Genomic DNA, 17,768 nt, shown 5'->3' with positions numbered 1-17,768 from the left:
TTACGCGCGGCAATTCGGTGATGCAAGCGTTAGCCGTCTGGTAGAGGGAAAGGGCAGTCTTTCGCCAGCGGCCAGTGGCCAGTTGCCCGTGCCTGACGACAAACCAGGGAACCTGGCCGGCGGTGACGGCCGGCATCGCACATCCACAGGGAATACGCCCGGAAAACCGGCGCCGCTTACTTCCGCTTGCTCTCCAGTTCTTCCCATCGCTCGAGCGCCATCAACAACTCCTCGTCAATCGCCGCGTAGCGCTCGGTCAGCCGCGTGCCTTCCGCCGCGTCCTTCGCGAAGATCGAACCGTCTTCGAGCTGCGCGCCGATCGTCTTCTGCTCCGCTTCAAGCGCCGCGATCTGCTGCGGCAACGACTCCAGCTCACGTTGCTCCTTGAACGACAGCTTCACCGTGCGCTGCGCGTTGCGTCCGACTGCGCTGTCTTTGGGCGCCACGTCTTTCGCCGGCTCTTTCGCTGTTTCCGTCTGCGTGAGTTGCTGCGAGCGCTCGCGCTGTATCTGCCAGTCGGTGAAGCCGCCGACGTATTCGCGCCACTTGCCTTCGCCTTCCGACGCGATCACCGAAGTCGCGACGTTATCGAGAAACGCCCGATCGTGGCTCACGAGCAGCACCGTGCCGTCGTAGTCGGTCAACAGTTCTTCGAGCAGTTCGAGCGTCGGAATGTCGAGGTCGTTGGTCGGTTCGTCGAGCACCAGTACGTTCGCCGGCCTTGCAAACAACCGCGCGAGCAGCAGGCGGTTACGTTCGCCGCCTGACAGCGATTTCACCGGCGAACGGGCGCGCTCAGGTGCGAACAGGAAGTCGCCGAGATAGCTCATCACGTGCTTCTTCGTGCCGTTGACTTCGACCCACTCGCTGCCTGGACTGATCGTGTCGCTGAGGCTTTTATCCAGATCGAGCTGCGCGCGCATCTGGTCAAAATAGGCGACCTGGAGGTTCGTGCCGATGCGCACCTTGCCTTCGTCCGGCGTCAGTTCGCCAAGGATCAGCTTCAGGAGCGTCGTCTTGCCTGCGCCGTTCGGCCCGATAAAACCGATCTTGTCGCCGCGCATAACGGTCGCCGGGAAGCTGTCGACCACCGTGCGTGCGCCATAGCGCTTCGTCACGTCGATCAGTTCGGCGACGATCTTGCCGGACTTCTCCCCTTGCCCGACATCCAGCCTGACGTTGCCCAGCGCGTTGCGACGCTCCGCGCGGTCATTGCGCATCTGCACGAGGCGCGCAATGCGTCCAACGCTACGAGTACGTCGCGCCTCGACGCCTTTGCGAATCCATACTTCTTCCTGCGCGAGCAGTTTGTCGGCTTTTTCGTTTTCGATACGCTCGACTTCCAGCTGCTGTGCCTTGCGCGTCTGGTACGCGGAGAAGTTACCCGGATACGAGAGCAGACGTCCGCGATCGAGTTCGACGATGCGTGTAGCAACGCGGTCGAGAAACGCGCGATCATGGGTGATGAACAACAGCCCCGAGCGTTGCGAGATCAGGAGTTCTTCGAGCCAGCGAATGCCGTCAAAGTCGAGGTGGTTGGTCGGTTCGTCCAGTAGCAAGACATCCGGCTGGACGACCAGTGCGCGAGCGAGCGCCACGCGCTTCTGCATGCCGCCCGACAGCGCGCCGACACGCGCGTCGCCATCGAGGCCGATCTGCGCAAGCGTGGTGGACACGCGGGTGCGCCAGCTCCATGCATCGGTGGCATCGAGCGACGACTGAAGTGTATTCATGCGCGCGAGCAGCGCGTCGTGCTGCGCGCCTTCCGGCGTTTCCGCGAGCGCGTGAGCGACGACGTCGTATTCGTCGAGCAACGCACGCGCGCCGGTCAAGCCGGCTGCGACGGCGTCGAACACCGACATATCGATGTCGAACTCGGGTTCCTGCGGCACATAGACTGTGGTCAGGCTTTGCTGACGCGTGACGAGGCCGTCGTCGGGCTTCGTGAGATCGGCAACGATCTTGAGCAGCGACGACTTGCCCGCGCCATTGCGACCGATCAGGCCGACGCGCTCCCCCGCTTCGAGAGAGAAATCGGCGTGATCGAGCAACGCGACGTGACCGAACGCCAGTTGCGCTCCGGTAATGGTGTAAAGCGACATGGGGAGAAAGAAGAAGACCGCAATGAATCGGAACTGCTCATTGTACCGGTCGCGCGATTGAACGCCTCCCGGCCAGACGGCGTAGGCCGGATGGCCAGATTGAATCCACCGGGCCAGTACAGACAGAATGACGCTGCAAACCTGATGACGCAGCCGGCTCACACCGGCCGCACAGGTATCAAAGGCCTCGCTTCGTCGCGAGGCCCCGAACCCGCTTGACTGTCATGCTGCTCGTTATTTCACATGAACCGTAATCGTTTTGCTCATCGCCGGCCCATAGGAACGATGCGCACCGTCGCCGAACTGCAGCGTCAGCGTGTGATCGCCCGGCGGCAAGGTGAGCTCCGTTTCCGTTTGTCCCTTGCCGAAGTGCAGCGACTTGTCGCTGGCCGGAATGACTTCGCCCTTCGTCAGCGGCTGGCCGTCGATCAGCAGATGATGATGGCCCGTTCCTTCTGTCATCGTGCCGGCAGGCGCGATCTTCATGCCGTCGACGGCAAATTTCACGTGCACAGGGTTGCTCACCATAGCGCCGTCTTTCGGCTCGACGAACGACACGCCCTCCGCGCGCGCCACACCCGACGCGACGAAGAGACCAGCAAACACCATGCTGACAAGCCATTTGTTGTTGAACATCGTGTTCTCCTTGAGGAAAGCAGCCCGATGCAGTTTGAACCTACGCGCCCCGATCGCGCCGCGTCTGCGGGCGTCCGCACACCGCGTAGTGGCCGGGTTTTGAACGCGCACGGTCGACTTGCATCACAGGCTCATTGCAGGTGCGTCGACCGGGCGCGGGAAAGGCCGCGCCCCAGAGCATACACCGGACGTATGAACATCCTGATGCGCCCGGCAGCCGCCGCTGATACTGGAAATCACGCTGTGCGGCGACCTGGCGCAGCGGGGTTTTGATGAATTCCGGTAAGATTGCGGCTCGCCGCGCCTGCACTGAAAAGGGGCAGAACGCGGGTCATTGCATTGAACTGAAGAAAGAGTACGTCGTGAGCGAAGTCATTGAATACAAGAGCTGGGTCTGCCTGATCTGCGGCTGGATCTACAACGAAGAAGAAGGTCTGCCGGAAGAAGGTATCGCGGCTGGAACGCGTTTTGCCGAGATCGCGGAAGACTGGCGCTGCCCGCTGTGCGATGTGGGCAAAGCGGAATTCGCCGTCGTCGAATTCTGAAGCCGGTTCCGCGCCCGTGCACGGCCGTCGGCCCTGCCAGCGGCGCGTGGATTGAGCGCGTCGTAAAGGTCGACGAGGCGCGGTCGACGAGGCGCGGGTCACGGTAGAGGTTCACAGGAGTCGTCGCCGGATGATAATGGCACTTGTGGGCGCAGTGCGCGGCGTCATTATCATCGAGAGACGCCTTTGCTATACTCTGGCCCCTGCGGCGCAATTCCTGCGCGCGTGACGGCGAACCATGCAAGCGACGGTTTTGCTTCCACGATGCACGAATCACGGCGGTTCCAGCTACGGTGGGTGACTTAGGAACGTAGCGGTTGCGGAACACGCAGGTCATTCGCCTCGCCGCTGCTGTTCCATCTCCCTGTAGTTCAATGGATAGAACAAGTGCCTCCTAAGCGCTAGATACAGGTTCGATTCCTGTCAGGGGGACCAGTCAGCTTCCCGGATTTTCCCCAAAAGCCCCGTACTGCGGGGCTTTTTGCTGCCATCATTGCCCATCGGATTCGCGCGCGGTGCATACGTACTGTGCGAAAGCAAAACTGCCAGCGTCATCCTGTTCAAGCAGGCTGATTCCGATGCGTGTTCCTGGCAGACCCCGCACTATGCGCGGCTTTCCACGATCAGTGCTTATGGTGCATCCAGTCCCGAAGATGATGTTCCTGGAACCACTGGGTTAGCCGCTCGCGGTTGGTGGATGCGGCCCATATCCCGGCGCCGAACACAACCACGATGATCCCCATCAAACTCGCCATCATTGATTCGCTCATGGCAACGTTCTCCTGAGTACGATATTTCTCGGTGACGCACTCATGGAGATCAGTGCGCCACCCGATACCGTTGATTTCCGGCGCCGCAGCTTCAGTGCTTGTGATGCATCCAACTCATGTGATGCGAATCGAGCCACTGAACCACACTCCCTCCCGGGCCTTCACGCCTGTAACGTCGCGCCAGCACGAATGCGGCAACCGCCAGCAGGATCGCCAGGCCCACCACAAAGCTAATCATCGACTCAGTCATGGCAGCCTCCTTACCAGGTCGCGACCATGATTACATTGTAGGTGATGCGCCTACTGAAGGCGGTGCCCGATCGGCCCCCTAATCTCTGGCACCCTGCTTCAATGCTTGTGCCTCATCCAGTCTACGTGGTGCGTATCAAGCCACCGGCCTTGCCGCTCGCGGTCATCCTTTCGGCTGTAACGGTTGGCGGCCCATATCGCCGCGCCCACCACTATCATCACGATTGGTCCCATGAAATACGCAATCATCGATTCAGTCATGGCACCCTCCTCCGAGGTCACGCTCACATTTTAGGCGTTGCTCTGAGCGAAAACGGCATCAAAAACGCGGTTCCCTCAATTAACCGACCGCCGTGGGAATCGCACCTCCAGAATTCACAGCAACGCTTTTCTGGGGTACGGGTGAGAGTACAAGACCCCGTCGATCGTCAGAAATCCCCTTCCTTGTTTGATCCGTGAATTCTGTCAGGACCCGCGACGCTCCTCCGCGCCGCTCCCGGACCTCATACCCGCCGAACTGGCGAACTAACCGGCCTCTGATCGCCGGATTGCGCGCGCTCATGTAGCGGTACGCTTCATTCATCGCGACACCTGATCGCCGCCGAACCGAGGCAGGCAGGATGCGCTACGAATTCGATGGGGCCTCCCAATGGTTACTTTGATCGACCACGACATCGCACACATCGCGCGCATCATGCGACCGTCGCTATACAGCGATGCCGGCGGCCCGATCCTGCCGACGTCGTACTGGCGGCGCCGCCTTCATCACCTGCTGGACGCCTGGCATGTGACGAAAGCCCAGTTGCGCGCGATCGACAGCCTGCTACTGGAACTGGATCATTTCGACCGCAACCACGCGCGCGCAGCCACGCGCGAAGCGACGGTGTGCCCGGTGAGGGCAACCCCGGCATCGCGGGCGGCAACCCATCACAACCGCAACGTCTCCGCGGCCTGAGACGCCGACGTAACCTGCGACGGCATCGCGCCATAAACACGCGTTGCTTCGGTGTCAAAATACGGGACCACCGGCCGGAGGGCCGTCGATTTTCATCCATCCGCAAAGGAGTCCCGTGGACACCAGCAAACAGATCGCTGCACTGACCGTTTCCGGCATGCAGACCGCCGGCGCAAGTCAGGCAACCGCCATCGCCCTTCACGTCCTGATCCGGCACTTGAAGTCGCCGGAACTGCTGGCGGAACTGACCACGGCCTTCGAACAACATCAGGCTTTGATGCTGCAAAAACCGTGGCCGGAGCAGATGCTGGCTTCGTTCGAGGCCACGCGTCGCTTTCTTGAGAGCGCTGCGCGCAGCGACAACGGGCCCGACGCGCCCGGCAAGGCGGGCTGAGTCCCGAAGCCGGTCTGACGCGTCGTGCGTGCCGATGCCTTGTCCCTCATGACCCGCACTCACAACATCGCAACCGCGGCGCTTCCGATGCGGATCGTCCTGCCCAGCGCGATCGCGCGCGTGCCGAGCTGACCTCACACGCACGCCGCCCGCTTCAGCTTCATGGAAAAAAGGCGCCGAAGCGCCTTTTTTCATGCGACAAAGCCAACAGGCTTACGGGGCTTTACGCTTTGCGTGGTCCTTCGCGTTTTCTTTTGCGTCGCCGTAGGCCTTGCGCACTTCGCCCGCGGCCTGCTGGAGATCGCCCTTGACCTCCTGGGCGGTGTCGCCGGTTGCACGGCCGACGGTGTCATTGACCTTGCCCTTCACCTTTTCTGCCACGCCCTTCACCTGGTCCTTGTTCATGTCTGGCTCCCGTCGTACATAGTGCCGGCGCAAAATTGCGCCAGTACCCGGATGGCCAGCAACCGCTGTGCCCAAGCCGGCGCATTCGTCCGAAGAAACTGTGGCGCCTTGATGCATCACGCCCGGAAGCCCACCGCAGGCCGAGTGACGTTCAGATCATGGATGGCGCTCCAGGCACAAAACACCCGTCAAACCGGAAAACCTGGGCGTGTCGCTGCCTGCGAAGACGTACAACGGGTCATGCGCCATCGGTGAAAACGCAAAATCAGAGCCTGTCGCCCCTAAAGCCGCGGCATCGGGTGCCGTTAACGGGGCATGGACCGCACATCCTTCGCCCGCACGGGCTCTTTCCAGACCACGCTGATCGACCAGGACATCGCGCACATTGCGCGTGTCATGCGACCGGCACTGCACGGCGATCTGGGCGGGCCGATCCTGCCGGCGTCGTACTGGCGGAAGCGCCTGCACACCCTGCTCGACGCCGATCACCTGACCAAGGGACAGCTTCACGCAATCGACAGTCTGCTGCTGCAACTCGATCACTTCCCGCTTTGCGACCGGCCGGCCCCGCATGCGGTCAATGCGGTCAACGTCCCGGTCACGAACGCGACGGCGCCAGACGCGCCGTACGCGGTTCAGGGATAAACCACGAGGCCCGCACCCGCGGTCACCGCGCAGCGCGAACAACTGGCGGCCGGCGTGAGCGCTGCTCCCCGGCCGCCAGGGCTGCCCTCGCCAGATCCGTCCATGCGCACGCCCGCAAAGCCTCAACACCGCTTAGCCATGGCATCCGGACGCGGACTTTTCCCCGCGCCCCACGTGACATATCAAAAAAGGGACGCGTTTCGGTCATAATGTCCGCAAAAATCCCCAGCAAGGACCGATAGTGACTCAGGCCACGCTGCTAGCACTGCTGAAACAGGCTCGCGCCCGCTATACACAACGAGAGATCGCCGACCACGTCGGCAAGGACGTCAAGACCGTCCGTCGCTGGGAAAAGCGCGAAACGCCGTGCCCGGCGATGCTCGGCCCCGCGCTGCGCCTGCTGCTCGCAACTGGCAGCGCCAATAGCACCGGCCGCGTCAGCGCGCCCTCACGTTTCACTTTCATCGACCTGTTTGCCGGCATCGGGGGCATCCGCATGGGCTTCGAGGCGCAAGGCGGCGAATGCGTCTTCACGAGCGAGTGGAACGACTTTTCGAAGAAGACGTACCTCGAAAACTACGGCTCGCATCATGCGTTCATCGGCGACATCGTGTCGTTTCCCGCCGACGACGTGCCCGCCCACGACATTCTGCTCGGCGGCTTTCCCTGCCAGCCGTTCTCGATTGCGGGCGTCAGCAAGAAAAACGCACTCGGCCGGCCGCACGGCTTCGAATGCACGACGCAGGGCACGCTCTTCTTCGACGTCGCGCGGATCATCGCCGCGAAACGGCCGGCCGCGTTCCTGCTCGAAAACGTGAAGAACCTGCTGTCACACGACAAGGGCCGCACCTTCGACGTGATCCTGCAGACACTGCGCGATGAACTTGGCTACGAAGTCCATTACCGCGTGATCGATGGCCAGCACTTCACGCCGCAGCATCGCGAGCGGATCATCATCGTGGGCTTTCGCGGAAAGACGTCGTTTTCGTGGGACGATCTGTGCCTGCCGGAAAACGGTCCGCGGCTCGCTTCGATCCTGCATCGCGCGGACGGCAGCGAACCCGTTCTGCCGTGGGATGGCGAGCGTTTCTTCGATCACGCCGCACGACGCGTGCAGCCGAAATACACGCTCACGCCAAAGCTGTGGGCCTATCTGCAGCAGTACGCGGAGAAGCATCGCGCGGCGGGCAACGGCTTCGGTTTCGGCATGGCATATCCGGACAGCGTCACGCGCACCTTGTCCGCGCGATATCACAAGGACGGCTCCGAAATCCTCGTGCATCAGGGCGATCACGGTGAAGGCCAGCGGCCGCGCCGTCTGACGCCACGCGAATGCGCGCGCCTGATGGGCTTTCCCGATACGTATCGCATTCCCGTCAGCGATACGCAGGCCTACCGGCAGTTCGGCAACAGCGTCGTGATGCCCGTGATGCAGGAAGTGGCGCGCATCATGACGCCGCACGTGGAAGCGCTACTGTCCGGCAACGGCGAACTCGACTCCACGCCGCCGCAGGACGTCGCGCTCGTCGCCTGATGGTCGACGTCGTCGACGCCGCGACGCGCAGCCGGATGATGTCCGGCATCCGCGGACGCAACACGAAGCCGGAGATCCTGGTCCGCAGCCTGCTGCATCGACGCGGCTTCCGCTTCCGGCTCGATGCGCGCGATCTGCCTGGCCGTCCCGACATCGTGTTGCCGCGCTATCGCGCCGTCGTCTTCGTGCATGGCTGTTTCTGGCACGGTCACGACTGTCACCTCTTCAAATGGCCGCAGACACGCCCCGAGTTCTGGCGCGAGAAGATCGCCCGCAACCGCAGCAACGACGAGCGCGCCGTGCGGGCCTTGCGCGCAGCGGGCTGGCGCGTGGCCATCGTGTGGGAATGCGCCTTGCGTGGAGCGAATCGGGACATCGAAGGCGTGATACAAAACCTCACCGACTGGCTGCAAGGCGAAGGCGTCGAGGTTGAAGGCAGCAACGACCGCAACGACCGCGACATGCTCGAACTGCGCCTTTGACCCGACGCCCGGGTAAGTCCGCCTGCCGTCACACGATGGTTCGCAGGACGCGCGGTGATACACTCGATCAGCTCATCGCGACGGTCCACGCGCCGCTCACGCGGGCGCGAAACAGCGCCCGTTCCATATCAAGAACTTTCCTTGAAGGAGGCATCCGATGGCTGATTTCCGACTCTGGTCCGACGAGTTTCCCGCTAACGGCTTCATGACGAAGGCACAGGAATTCGACGACATATCATTCGGCGGAGATGGCGGCAACATCTCGCCTGCGTTGCAGTGGGACGCGCCGCCGGCCGACACGCAAAGCTTCGCCCTCACCGTCCACGATCCCGATGCGCCGACAGGCAGCGGCTTCTGGCACTGGGTCATCGTCAACATTCCGCCCGACGCCCGTTCGCTGCCGCGCAACGCCGGCAAGGCCGACGGCAGCCTGCTGCCGCCAGGCGCACTGCAGGTGCGCAACGATTACGGCACGGTCGGCTTCGGTGGCGCTGCGCCGCCGCGCGGCGACAGGACGCATCGCTATATCTTCCGTCTGCATGCGCTGAAGGTGCCGAATCTGCCGATCAACGCGGACGTGACGAATGCGGTCGCGCGCTTCATGACGCATCTGAACGAAATCGACTCGGCGACCTACACCGGCCTGTACGAACTGAAGTAACCGGTGGGGACGGGCGCAGGCACGCTGTTGCAGGCGCCCGTCGTTTCATCGCAGATGCAGCAGCGTGCCCGGCACTCGACGCGTCAGGCCGCACGCGGCACGGCCGGATGCTGAACAACGAAAAAGGATGCACGCACAACCTTCCTGTAAGGACGGTTTCATACAATTCGGCGTCTGCTTACTAACGGCCCGTGCCGATGAACCCAGAACAAGGCCTGCCTCTGCCGCAACGTTACGGCGCCATTGTCGTGGTAGCCCTCGGCATCACGCTTGCCGTGCTCGACAGCGCGATCGCCAACGTTGCGCTTCCGACCATCGCGCGTCATCTGAACGCAAGTGCCGCCAGTTCGATCTGGATCATCAACGCGTACCAGCTTGCCGTCACCATTTCGCTGCTGCCGCTCGCGTCGCTGGGCGACCGCATCGGCTACCGGCGTGTCTATCTCTCCGGCCTCGCGCTCTTCACTGTCGCGTCGCTCGGTTGCGCGCTCTCCAGCTCGCTGCCGATGCTTGCATTCGCGCGCGTGATCCAGGGCTTCGGCGCGGCGGGCATCATGAGCGTGAACACCGCGCTCGTCCGCATGATCTATCCGCCCGACCATCTCGGGCGCGGTGTCTCGATCAACGCGATGGTGGTTGCAGTGTCGTCGGCAGTCGGGCCGACGGTGGCCTCCGCGGTGCTGTCCGTCGCGACGTGGCCGTGGCTCTTCGCGATCAACGTACCGATCGGCATCGCCGCGTTCGCCGGCGGCCTGAAGGCGTTGCCGCGCAACACGCCGCACAGCGCGCCGTACGACTACCTGAGCGCCGTGATGAACGCGTTCGTGTTCGGCCTGCTGATCTTTGCGGTCGACGGGCTCGGGCACGGCGAGCATCGCAGTTATGTCGTCGCTGAAGTCTTCGCGGCGGTCGTGATCGGCTACTTCTTCGTGCGACGGCAACTGGATCAGCCGGCGCCGCTGCTGCCCGTCGACCTGCTGAGAATCCCGATCTTCGCGTTGTCGATCGGGACGTCGATCTGTTCCTTCGCCGCGCAGATGCTGGCGTTCGTCTCGCTGCCGTTCCTGATGCAGGACACCTTCGGGCTCACCCAGGTGCAGACCGGCTTGCTGATGACGCCGTGGCCGCTCGTCATCATCGTCGCGGCGCCGCTCGCCGGCGTGCTGTCGGATCGCTATTCGGCGGGCATGCTCGGCGGCATCGGACTTATCACGATGACCTGCGGCCTGCTGTTGCTGGCAACGCTCGGTGCGCATCCGGAGCCGGTCGATATCGCGTGGCGCATGGCGGTATGCGGGGCGGGATTTGGACTCTTTCAGTCGCCGAACAACCGGACCATTCTGTCGTCCGCGCCGCGCTCGCGCAGCGGCGGCGCGAGCGGCATGCTCGGCACGGCGCGACTGACCGGCCAGACGCTGGGTGCGGCACTCGTCGCGTTGATCTTCGGCGTAGCGCCGCAGCGTGGTCCGACGATCGCGCTTTATGTCGCGGCGAGCTTTGCGATAGTGGCCGCGACCGTGAGCATGTTGCGCGTGACGCAACGCGGGGCGACGGCTTCGACCTGAATGTCTTGCGTAGCGCAGCGCGACGCGGGCGATGCCGGCTAAAGCCTCGTCATGGGATCAGAACAGAAGCTTGGGCTCAACCCCTGAGTCGCCCTGAGTCGCCAATCACGCACACAAAAAACGGCGGCCACAATGGCCGCCGGATGGGTTAGCCCGTATCGTTCTTTCGAGCCGGACGCCGGGCTTCTAGTTCGCCGTCGCGTCCGCGAGCTTTACCGCTTTTGCCGTCACCGAGGAAGCCGTCGCCACATTGCGCAGGTCGGCGAGGAAGTTATCGCGCCACACAGAAAGATTGTTCTCACGCAGCGGCGCCATCATGTCCGCATGACGCGCCTGACGCTCGGCGAGCGGCATCGACAGCGCGCGCTCCAGCGCTTCCGCCATCTGCGACAGATCGAACGGATTCACGACCAGCGCGCCGGGCAGCTGCTCGGCAGCGCCCGCGAATTGCGACAGCACGAGCACGCCCGGATCAGCCGGATCCTGCGAAGCGACATATTCCTTCGCGACGAGATTCATCCCGTCACGCAGCGGCGTCACATAACCCACCTGCGACTGCCGGAACAGCGCCATCAGCAGATTGCGGTCGTACTTGCGGTTCAGGTACTGGATCGGCGTCCAGTCGAGTTGCGCGAAGCGGCCATTGATGCGGCCCGCCTCTCCTTCCAGGGTCTGGCGAATGCGCTGATACGTCGAGACATCGGAACGTGTCGGCGGCGCGATCTGCACCAGCGAAACGCGACCATGCCAGCCCGGCGCATTCAGCAACAGACGCTCGAACGCCTGAAAGCGCTCGACGAGGCCCTTCGAATAATCGAGCCGGTCGACGCTCATGATCAGCTTGCGCCCGCGCATGCCGTCACGCAGGCTGCGAACCGGCTTGCGATCGGTGAACTGTTCGGCGGCCTTCGCGATCGCATCCGGATAGATGCCGATCGGATAGGCGCCGACCTTCAGGAAACGGTCATACGCGTGCACCATGCCGTCTTCGCTCGACATGCCGTGCTGGCCGCGTTCGATGTAGTCGACGAACGACTGGCGGTCCGCATCCGTCTGGAAGCCAACCACGTCATAGCTGCACATGCACTTCACGAGTTCTTCGTGCGGCGGCACGGTGCGCAGCACTTCGGGCACCGGAAACGGAATATGCAGGAAGAAGCCGACTGGATTCTTCACGCCGAGATCCCGCAGACAGCGTGCGAACGGCAGCAGGTGATAGTCGTGGACCCAGATGATGTCGTCGGGCTTGAGTAGCGCCTTGAGCTGCTTTGCGAGCGTCACGTTGACGCGCAGATAACCCGAATACTCCTGCCGGTCATAGCGCGACAGGTCATTGCGATAGTGGAACGTCGGCCACAGTGTGGTGTTCGAAAAGCCGCGGTAGTACTGGTCGTAGTCGCGCTTCGTGAGACCGACGGTGGCGTACGTGACGTTGCCCTGCTTTTCGATGACGGGCGCCGACGGTTCACTGACGGTCTCGCCACTCCAGCCGAACCACACACCACCCGTTTCCTTCAGCGCATCGAGTACGCCGATCGCGAGACCACCGGCGGCCGGACGGCCTTCCTGGGTCGGCGCTACACGATTCGACACCACGATCAATCTGCTCATTCGGCTCCACCTCATTCAGTTATGCATTGCATGCGGGGAATTCAGCTTTTATGGTGCACGCAAGCCGTATGCCGTGTCTCGTCAAAACCGGAAAAAAAATGTATGCAAATGTGACGAACGAGTAAAAACGTGCGGCGCATAGCCCGCCACACAGAAGTTTTTTCCGTTTTTCGACCCACATCCAGCAGCGAAGCAGTGGCTTGCGCGTCCTCAGGCGTCCTGTTCAGAGCCGAGATCGCGCTGATATTCGAGCCCTTCCGCGCGCACGCCGCCCTGGTTGTGATCGCCGTCCGGCGGCGCATGGGGCGCGGGACGATTCTGCGCAGCCGGGTCGGGACCCGCGGGCGGCCCGGCGGTTGCGCTACTGGCGGCATTGGCTGGACGTGCATCGCGCTTCGAATGGCGCGCGGAGCGCCGCAGGGCAGGATGTCTCATATCGATGCCTCCACTGGAAGGCCGCCACGCGAGCGGTGGCATGCACATAGTCTAGGGCCCGGCGTGGCAAATTGCCGGTAAAAACTCAGGCTGACTTGTAACAAGTACATTAAAGCCCTGCGCCGGGCGTCGCGATGCATGACGCATTGGCCAGCGTTAATGCAGGCGGCCGTACGGCGTCTGGTTGGGTTGCGGCGGTGGATCGCCAATCGGCGGGGTATCCGGAATCGTCGGTTCGTGCGTGGGATCGGGGACGGTGTCGGGTTCCTCGGGCGTCGACGGCGGCTCGATAGGCTCGGGGCGATGCGCGATCAGCGCCGGATGCCGCGTGGACAGAACAGTGTAGCGTTGCAGCATGAAAGCCTCCTCGTTCCAGTCGTCCCCTTTCATCGAGCAAGCGATGTGCCGTCGTGTGGACGTTACACGCCCGGGCGTCGTCGGTGTGCGATCGATGTGCATCCGGGTCTGCCTTCGACGCTGTGCAGATGTTCCCGATTGCCGCAGTTGCAGACGCGCGCTGATGCAGCCTGGCGTGTCATCGATCGGTCGCCAGATGCAAAATGGGCCTTCGTTCGACACGATGGCCCATTTCCGTTGCCCGGGTCCGGCTCTGAAAACTCAGGCGTCTGCGTCGCCCAGCGCGCGGGATTCGTCGTCCGCTTCGCCTTCCGCGAGACGGCTCGCGTCGTTGCCATATTCGACGAGCCGGTTGTACAGCGTCTTCAGACTGATGCCGAGAATCTCCGCTGCGCGCGTTTTCACGCCGCCGCATTGTTCGAGCGTCGCGAGAATCAGCTGGCGGTCCGCTTCGGCGAGCGACGTGCCAAACGGAATCGTCACCGCCGTGCCCGCTGCCGGCTTCGACAGCGAGATCTGCAGCGGCACGGTCGCCGTGCTGTCGGACTCGGCGCCGGACATGATGTGCGCCCGCTGCACATAGTTCTTCAGTTCGCGCACGTTGCCGGGCCACGGGTACGACATCAGCATGTCCTTCACCGCCTGCGGGAAGTGCTTTTTCGTGCTGTGACGCTCGTTCAGTTCATCGAGGAAGGCCTGCGCGAGCAGGTCGACGTCCTTGCCGCGCTCGCGCAGCGGCGGCAGGCTGATCGGAAACACATTCAGCCGGTGATACAGATCGAGACGCAGCTTGCCTTCGAGCACGGCCTGCTCAGGATCGCGATTCGTCGCGGCGATCAGGCGCACGTCGGTCTCGATTTCCTTCGTCGTACCGACGCGCATGAACATGCCGGTTTCGAGCACGCGCAGCAGCTTGACCTGAAGTTCGACCGGCATCTCGGTAATTTCATCGAGGAACAGCGTGCCGCCGTTCGCGCGTTCGAAATAGCCCTTGTGCTGACGGTCAGCGCCCGTGAACGAGCCGCGTTCGTGGCCGAACATTTCCGACTCGATCAGGTTCGGCGAGATCGCGCCGCAGTTCACCGCGAGAAACGCGTGCTTGCGACGCAGACTCAGCTGGTGAACAGTCTGCGCGGCGACTTCCTTGCCGGTGCCCGATTCGCCGACCAGCATCACCGAGGCCGCCGTCGGCGCAACGCGGCTGATCTGGTCGTAGACCTCCTGCATCACTGGCGAATTGCCGAGCATTAGCCCAAAGCGGCCCATGCGGCGCAGTTCGCCACGCAGGTTGCCGATCTCGGCTTTCAGATCACCGGGGCGCGGGAGCCGGCTCAAAATCGCCTTCACGCGCTGCATGTTGATCGGCTTCACGAGATAGTCGGTGGCGCCCATCTTCAGCGCATTCACCGCCGACTCGACCGTCGCATGCCCGGTAATGACAATGACCTCGACGCCGGACTGCGGATCGAGATCTTCGAACAGATCGACGCCGCTGCCGTCCGGCAGTTTGAGGTCGGTGAAAATCACGTCCGGCGTCTGCCGGACAAGCTGGATGCGCGCTTCACGCAGATCACCGGCCGTGACTGTCGTCAGACCGTCTTCTGTGATGATGGTGGCGAGCGCCTCGCGGGTACCTGGATCGTCATCGACAATCAATACGTGTGGCATTGCGTCTCGAAAGCGAGGGAAGCGTTGGGCGATCGCATTGACAGACGCATCGAACCCGCCGATAGCAGGACGCCGGATGCCCGGCGCACTGCAAAAACCGCACGGCCGGTGTGCGGTGATGATCGACCTGGATTCGATCGGCCCGGTCAGGACCCGGTGCGGCTGTGCAACAATCGGCGGATGCGAGCGAGCCTGAACGCCTCATTGTTGTGGGTTCATCATTGTACGGCCTTACTACGGCCACACACCTCTATCTTGTTGCGAGGCCGATCAGCTATGCGGAAACGGCCACGGCTCGCCTGATGTACCGGTGTGGCCGGCTCCGTTCGCGGCGCCATTCGCAACGCTGTTGCTGGCGGTTTTCGCCGCTGCGGCCACCGGCTGCGCAGGCGTAACGACGTTACCGCCTTCGCCTTCCCAGCGGTTCAGATCGCGGCTCAAAGACACTTGCGCTGCGCGCTGCCGTTGCGACCAGCGCCATGCAAGGATGCCGCCGACAGCCACCAACGCGCCGAAAATGCCGATTCTGGGTTGTGCCATGTCGAACTCCTCCTGATCGCAAACCTGAAAAATCGCAGCAAAGCGCACAACAAAGCGAAACGTGGCTCAGCGCGCTAACAACACGCCCAGCAAAAACCCGATTCCGGCGCCGACACCAACGGCCTGCCAGGGGTTGTCGCGTACGTAACGATCGGCGTTGTCAGCGGCGACGCGGTAGCGCTGCTTCGCTGCCGACTGCGCGTCGCCGAGCGCGAGCTGCATCGAGTCAACATGGGTGCGCAGACGTTCGCGCAATGCCTCGACGCCCTCGCCCGGGACGGCCGTCGCGAGTCGCAACATTTCCTCCGAGTCGGTCAGGAGCACCCTCAGGTCTTCGACGATTTTTTGCCTGCCAAGTGCAAGCTGGGCCGTGGTGTCGCTCATGATCAAAATACTCCTCATTGTTCGAAAAGACATCCGCTGACGTCCAGCGCCGCGCGGCCGTCCACCCAACGGCCGCAGGATGCACGCGGTATGTGATGCTGCTGCACGCAATCGCAGGCAATCCGCGCGCCAGATGCCTGGCGTCGACCCTCTTATGTCGATCGATTTCGGACGGACGAGTTCCGGCCGGGTACGCCGCGTTTGCACGACGCCATGTTCCGGTCGATATTGCCGATTCCTAATGACAAATATGTCGTTAGTGCCGTTTATCGATCGGCTCGCCAGCCCGTGCAGCACAAACATCCGTTTGATCGCGGCCATGCGGTCGCGCGCATTGCGGTGAAAGGTGCGCGAGTGGTTAAATCGCATTTACGAGATATTGAATCGACGCGGTTCGCCGGTCGCGCGAACCTGCACCGCCACAACGAAGAACATTTTTGCAGGACAACATGTTTATGGCGTCAATCGATCTGGACTCGCCCGCTGTCGCCAGAGGCGGCAGCGCGGCGCAGACGAAGCAACGCGTCCCGGGCGACATTGCCGGCCTCAGGTCATATGGCCTGCTGTACGGCTCGTCGCCGGTAATGCTTGAGTTGTACGAGCAGATTAAACGCGTCGCCGCCACCGACGCGACCGCGTTGATCATCGGTGAATCAGGCACGGGCAAGGAACTGATCGCCCGCACGATTCACGGTCAGAGCGCGCGCCGTGACGCGCCGTTTATTGCCGTGAACTGCGGTGCGATTCCTGACGAGCTGATCGAAGCCGAACTCTTCGGCCACGAGAAAGGCAGTTTCACGGGCGCCGTGCAGGGGCGCATCGGCTACTTCGAGCACGCAAATGGCGGCACACTGTTCCTCGACGAAATCACCGAGATGGCGCCGGTGCGCCAGGTCAAGCTGCTGCGGGCGCTCGAGACCGGCACGTTCTTTCGCGTCGGCGGGAGCGAGCTGATTCGCGCCGATGTGCGCGTGATCGCGGCGACCAACCGCGATCCTGTCGTCGCAATGAAGGAGAACGGGCTGCGCGAGGACCTGATGTATCGCCTGGCTGTGTTTCCGTTGCGCGCGCCGCCGCTGCGTGAACGCGAGAACGACCGCGAACTGCTCGCGCATTACTTCCTCGCCGCGATGAACCAGCAGGAAGGCACGAGCAAGAGCTTCAGCAAACGCGCGATCGAAACGCTGCGAACGTGGTCGTGGCCGGGGAATGTGCGCGAACTGAAGAACGCCGTCTATCGGGCGTTCATCCTCGCGGAGAAGACGGTCGAGTTGCCGCATCCACATCTCGCGTCGCGGGTCAAAAAGCCGGTGACGCAAGGTGACGTAATGAGCGTATGGATCGGCACGCCGCTCGCCGACGCGCAGAAGCAGATCATTCTCGGCACGCTGAAGTACTGCGGCGGCGACAAGCGTCGCGCGGCGAAGGCGCTCGGCGTGAGCCTGAAGACGCTGTACAACCGGCTCGGCACGTACGGCAGCGAAGACGGCGTCGAAGAAGAAAGCGAATAGCCGGCGGTCCGGCCGCTTGCGCCGGACTTCTCCTGAACGCGACATCTTTATCGTAACGACACGACGATGAATACGCGATGCCGTTACAGGCTCCTGCAGTCCTGAAAATCAGAAAGCGCGTCGAATGCCGCCGGACATCTAGAAACGCTTTTGACATGCATCAGGATTTGCAATTGCTTGCACTTTTCTCCTGCCATTTACAAATCGTATCCTGCAAAATGCTGCGGCAAGAAAGGACGTAAATAACGCGTCGTCTGGCTGCTGCCGCGCGGGGCGCGTGGTGGGCCGGCGGACGTCGCAAGCAGGAGCAATACAGGGA

21 protein-coding genes and 1 tRNA gene are annotated in these 17,768 nt (G+C 62.7%); 10 read left to right on the top strand and 12 right to left on the bottom strand.

Annotation, left to right across the window (positions count from 1 at the left end):
• Positions 1 to 176: 176 nt before the first annotated feature.
• Both P3T16_RS21295 and P3T16_RS21290 read right to left on the bottom strand, forming a co-directional pair.
• A complete protein-coding gene (locus P3T16_RS21295) occupies positions 177 to 2,102 on the bottom strand; it encodes an ATP-binding cassette domain-containing protein (protein WP_429343735.1) in 1,926 nt (641 codons plus the stop codon).
• Positions 2,103 to 2,336: 234 nt separating this feature from the next.
• Positions 2,337 to 2,738 carry a DUF4399 domain-containing protein gene (locus tag P3T16_RS21290; RefSeq protein ID WP_429343734.1) on the bottom strand — a complete coding sequence of 134 codons (402 nt, stop codon included), beginning with the start codon at positions 2,736 to 2,738 and terminating at the stop codon, positions 2,337 to 2,339.
• 362 nt (positions 2,739 to 3,100) lie between these two features.
• Between P3T16_RS21290 and P3T16_RS21285 the strand changes: the two genes are divergently transcribed.
• A complete protein-coding gene (locus P3T16_RS21285) occupies positions 3,101 to 3,283 on the top strand; it encodes a rubredoxin (protein ID WP_429343769.1) in 183 nt (60 codons plus the stop codon).
• 360 nt (positions 3,284 to 3,643) lie between these two features.
• Positions 3,644 to 3,718 (top strand) — tRNA-Arg (locus P3T16_RS21280).
• 188 nt (positions 3,719 to 3,906) lie between these two features.
• Here the strand turns inward: P3T16_RS21280 and P3T16_RS21275 are convergent.
• The 3 genes from P3T16_RS21275 to P3T16_RS21265 form a co-directional block, all read right to left on the bottom strand.
• On the bottom strand, positions 3,907 to 4,053 hold the full coding sequence (locus P3T16_RS21275; RefSeq protein ID WP_429257887.1) for a hypothetical protein: 147 nt from the start codon (positions 4,051 to 4,053) through the stop codon (positions 3,907 to 3,909).
• Between the two features lie 91 nt (positions 4,054 to 4,144).
• Entirely contained in the window at positions 4,145 to 4,303 is a 159-nt protein-coding gene (locus tag P3T16_RS21270) for a hypothetical protein (protein ID WP_429343733.1), read from the bottom strand.
• 98 nt (positions 4,304 to 4,401) lie between these two features.
• A complete protein-coding gene (locus tag P3T16_RS21265; RefSeq protein ID WP_429257885.1) occupies positions 4,402 to 4,563 on the bottom strand; it encodes a hypothetical protein in 162 nt (53 codons plus the stop codon).
• A 388-nt stretch (positions 4,564 to 4,951) separates the two neighbouring features.
• On the opposite strand from P3T16_RS21265, the gene P3T16_RS21260 reads away from it, so the two are divergent.
• Positions 4,952 to 5,257 carry a hypothetical protein gene (locus P3T16_RS21260; RefSeq protein WP_429343732.1) on the top strand — a complete coding sequence of 102 codons (306 nt, stop codon included), beginning with the start codon at positions 4,952 to 4,954 and terminating at the stop codon, positions 5,255 to 5,257.
• A gap of 115 nt (positions 5,258 to 5,372) precedes the next feature.
• A complete protein-coding gene (locus P3T16_RS21255) occupies positions 5,373 to 5,651 on the top strand; it encodes a hypothetical protein (RefSeq protein ID WP_429257883.1) in 279 nt (92 codons plus the stop codon).
• Positions 5,652 to 5,864: 213 nt separating this feature from the next.
• On the opposite strand, the gene P3T16_RS21250 is transcribed toward P3T16_RS21255, so the two are convergent.
• Positions 5,865 to 6,056, bottom strand: a complete 192-nt coding sequence (locus P3T16_RS21250; RefSeq protein WP_429343731.1) for a CsbD family protein — start codon at positions 6,054 to 6,056, stop codon at positions 5,865 to 5,867.
• 315 nt (positions 6,057 to 6,371) lie between these two features.
• Here P3T16_RS21250 and P3T16_RS21245 point away from each other — a divergent pair, with 315 nt between their 5' ends.
• The 5 genes from P3T16_RS21245 (at position 6,372) to P3T16_RS21225 (ending at position 10,943) form a co-directional block, all read left to right on the top strand.
• Positions 6,372 to 6,701 (top strand): hypothetical protein, encoded by a 330-nt coding sequence (locus tag P3T16_RS21245; protein WP_429343730.1) that lies wholly within the window; start codon positions 6,372 to 6,374, stop codon positions 6,699 to 6,701.
• A 241-nt stretch (positions 6,702 to 6,942) separates the two neighbouring features.
• The gene (gene dcm / locus P3T16_RS21240) at positions 6,943 to 8,235 is read left to right on the top strand and encodes a DNA (cytosine-5-)-methyltransferase (RefSeq protein ID WP_429343729.1); all 1,293 of its coding nucleotides are present in this window, start codon (positions 6,943 to 6,945) and stop codon (positions 8,233 to 8,235) included.
• Positions 8,235 to 8,717, top strand: coding sequence for a very short patch repair endonuclease (locus P3T16_RS21235; RefSeq protein ID WP_429343728.1), 483 nt, complete (start codon positions 8,235 to 8,237; stop codon positions 8,715 to 8,717). The genes dcm and P3T16_RS21235 overlap by 1 nt, the downstream gene beginning before the upstream one ends.
• Positions 8,718 to 8,874: 157 nt before the next feature.
• Positions 8,875 to 9,378 (top strand): YbhB/YbcL family Raf kinase inhibitor-like protein, encoded by a 504-nt coding sequence (locus P3T16_RS21230; RefSeq protein ID WP_429257878.1) that lies wholly within the window; start codon positions 8,875 to 8,877, stop codon positions 9,376 to 9,378.
• 197 nt (positions 9,379 to 9,575) lie between these two features.
• A complete protein-coding gene (locus tag P3T16_RS21225) occupies positions 9,576 to 10,943 on the top strand; it encodes an MFS transporter (RefSeq protein ID WP_429343727.1) in 1,368 nt (455 codons plus the stop codon).
• Between the two features lie 186 nt (positions 10,944 to 11,129).
• On the opposite strand, the gene otsA is transcribed toward P3T16_RS21225, so the two are convergent.
• The 6 genes from otsA to P3T16_RS21195 form a co-directional block, all read right to left on the bottom strand.
• Positions 11,130 to 12,554 (bottom strand): alpha,alpha-trehalose-phosphate synthase (UDP-forming), encoded by a 1,425-nt coding sequence (gene otsA, locus P3T16_RS21220; RefSeq protein WP_429257876.1) that lies wholly within the window; start codon positions 12,552 to 12,554, stop codon positions 11,130 to 11,132.
• A gap of 210 nt (positions 12,555 to 12,764) precedes the next feature.
• Complete coding sequence (locus tag P3T16_RS21215; RefSeq protein WP_429257875.1) at positions 12,765 to 12,989, bottom strand: hypothetical protein; 225 nt, start codon at positions 12,987 to 12,989, stop codon at positions 12,765 to 12,767.
• Between the two features lie 156 nt (positions 12,990 to 13,145).
• Positions 13,146 to 13,346, bottom strand: coding sequence for a hypothetical protein (locus P3T16_RS21210; protein WP_429343726.1), 201 nt, complete (start codon positions 13,344 to 13,346; stop codon positions 13,146 to 13,148).
• Between the two features lie 261 nt (positions 13,347 to 13,607).
• Positions 13,608 to 15,014 (bottom strand): sigma-54-dependent transcriptional regulator, encoded by a 1,407-nt coding sequence (locus P3T16_RS21205; protein ID WP_429257873.1) that lies wholly within the window; start codon positions 15,012 to 15,014, stop codon positions 13,608 to 13,610.
• 270 nt (positions 15,015 to 15,284) lie between these two features.
• Positions 15,285 to 15,554, bottom strand: coding sequence for a hypothetical protein (locus P3T16_RS21200; protein WP_429343725.1), 270 nt, complete (start codon positions 15,552 to 15,554; stop codon positions 15,285 to 15,287).
• Positions 15,555 to 15,620: 66 nt separating this feature from the next.
• Complete coding sequence (locus P3T16_RS21195) at positions 15,621 to 15,938, bottom strand: DUF883 family protein (protein WP_429257871.1); 318 nt, start codon at positions 15,936 to 15,938, stop codon at positions 15,621 to 15,623.
• Positions 15,939 to 16,393: 455 nt separating this feature from the next.
• Here P3T16_RS21195 and P3T16_RS21190 point away from each other — a divergent pair, with 455 nt between their 5' ends.
• On the top strand, positions 16,394 to 17,449 hold the full coding sequence (locus P3T16_RS21190; protein ID WP_429343724.1) for a sigma-54 interaction domain-containing protein: 1,056 nt from the start codon (positions 16,394 to 16,396) through the stop codon (positions 17,447 to 17,449).
• Positions 17,450 to 17,768 lie beyond the last annotated feature (319 nt).

The sequence above is a fragment of the Paraburkholderia sp. GAS42 genome, assembly GCF_050436565.1.
GTDB lineage: Bacteria > Pseudomonadota > Gammaproteobacteria > Burkholderiales > Burkholderiaceae > Paraburkholderia.
The sequence above is the reverse complement of the archived record's forward strand: the minus strand, read 5'-3'. Positions and strand labels throughout refer to the sequence as shown.

Coding starts and splice junctions, on each gene's coding strand:
- P3T16_RS21295 (WP_429343735.1), bottom strand. CDS start 2,102: ATGTCGCTTTACACCATTACCGGAGCGCAACTGGCGTTCGGTCACGTC.
- P3T16_RS21290 (WP_429343734.1), bottom strand. CDS start 2,738: ATGTTCAACAACAAATGGCTTGTCAGCATGGTGTTTGCTGGTCTCTTC.
- P3T16_RS21275 (WP_429257887.1), bottom strand. CDS start 4,053: ATGAGCGAATCAATGATGGCGAGTTTGATGGGGATCATCGTGGTTGTG.
- P3T16_RS21270 (WP_429343733.1), bottom strand. CDS start 4,303: ATGACTGAGTCGATGATTAGCTTTGTGGTGGGCCTGGCGATCCTGCTG.
- P3T16_RS21265 (WP_429257885.1), bottom strand. CDS start 4,563: ATGACTGAATCGATGATTGCGTATTTCATGGGACCAATCGTGATGATA.
- P3T16_RS21260 (WP_429343732.1), top strand. CDS start 4,952: ATGGTTACTTTGATCGACCACGACATCGCACACATCGCGCGCATCATG.
- P3T16_RS21250 (WP_429343731.1), bottom strand. CDS start 6,056: ATGAACAAGGACCAGGTGAAGGGCGTGGCAGAAAAGGTGAAGGGCAAG.
- P3T16_RS21245 (WP_429343730.1), top strand. CDS start 6,372: ATGGACCGCACATCCTTCGCCCGCACGGGCTCTTTCCAGACCACGCTG.
- P3T16_RS21235 (WP_429343728.1), top strand. CDS start 8,235: ATGGTCGACGTCGTCGACGCCGCGACGCGCAGCCGGATGATGTCCGGC.
- P3T16_RS21230 (WP_429257878.1), top strand. CDS start 8,875: ATGGCTGATTTCCGACTCTGGTCCGACGAGTTTCCCGCTAACGGCTTC.
- P3T16_RS21225 (WP_429343727.1), top strand. CDS start 9,576: ATGAACCCAGAACAAGGCCTGCCTCTGCCGCAACGTTACGGCGCCATT.
- otsA (WP_429257876.1), bottom strand. CDS start 12,554: ATGAGCAGATTGATCGTGGTGTCGAATCGTGTAGCGCCGACCCAGGAA.
- P3T16_RS21215 (WP_429257875.1), bottom strand. CDS start 12,989: ATGAGACATCCTGCCCTGCGGCGCTCCGCGCGCCATTCGAAGCGCGAT.
- P3T16_RS21210 (WP_429343726.1), bottom strand. CDS start 13,346: ATGCTGCAACGCTACACTGTTCTGTCCACGCGGCATCCGGCGCTGATC.
- P3T16_RS21205 (WP_429257873.1), bottom strand. CDS start 15,014: ATGCCACACGTATTGATTGTCGATGACGATCCAGGTACCCGCGAGGCG.
- P3T16_RS21200 (WP_429343725.1), bottom strand. CDS start 15,554: ATGGCACAACCCAGAATCGGCATTTTCGGCGCGTTGGTGGCTGTCGGC.
- P3T16_RS21195 (WP_429257871.1), bottom strand. CDS start 15,938: ATGAGCGACACCACGGCCCAGCTTGCACTTGGCAGGCAAAAAATCGTC.
- P3T16_RS21190 (WP_429343724.1), top strand. CDS start 16,394: ATGGCGTCAATCGATCTGGACTCGCCCGCTGTCGCCAGAGGCGGCAGC.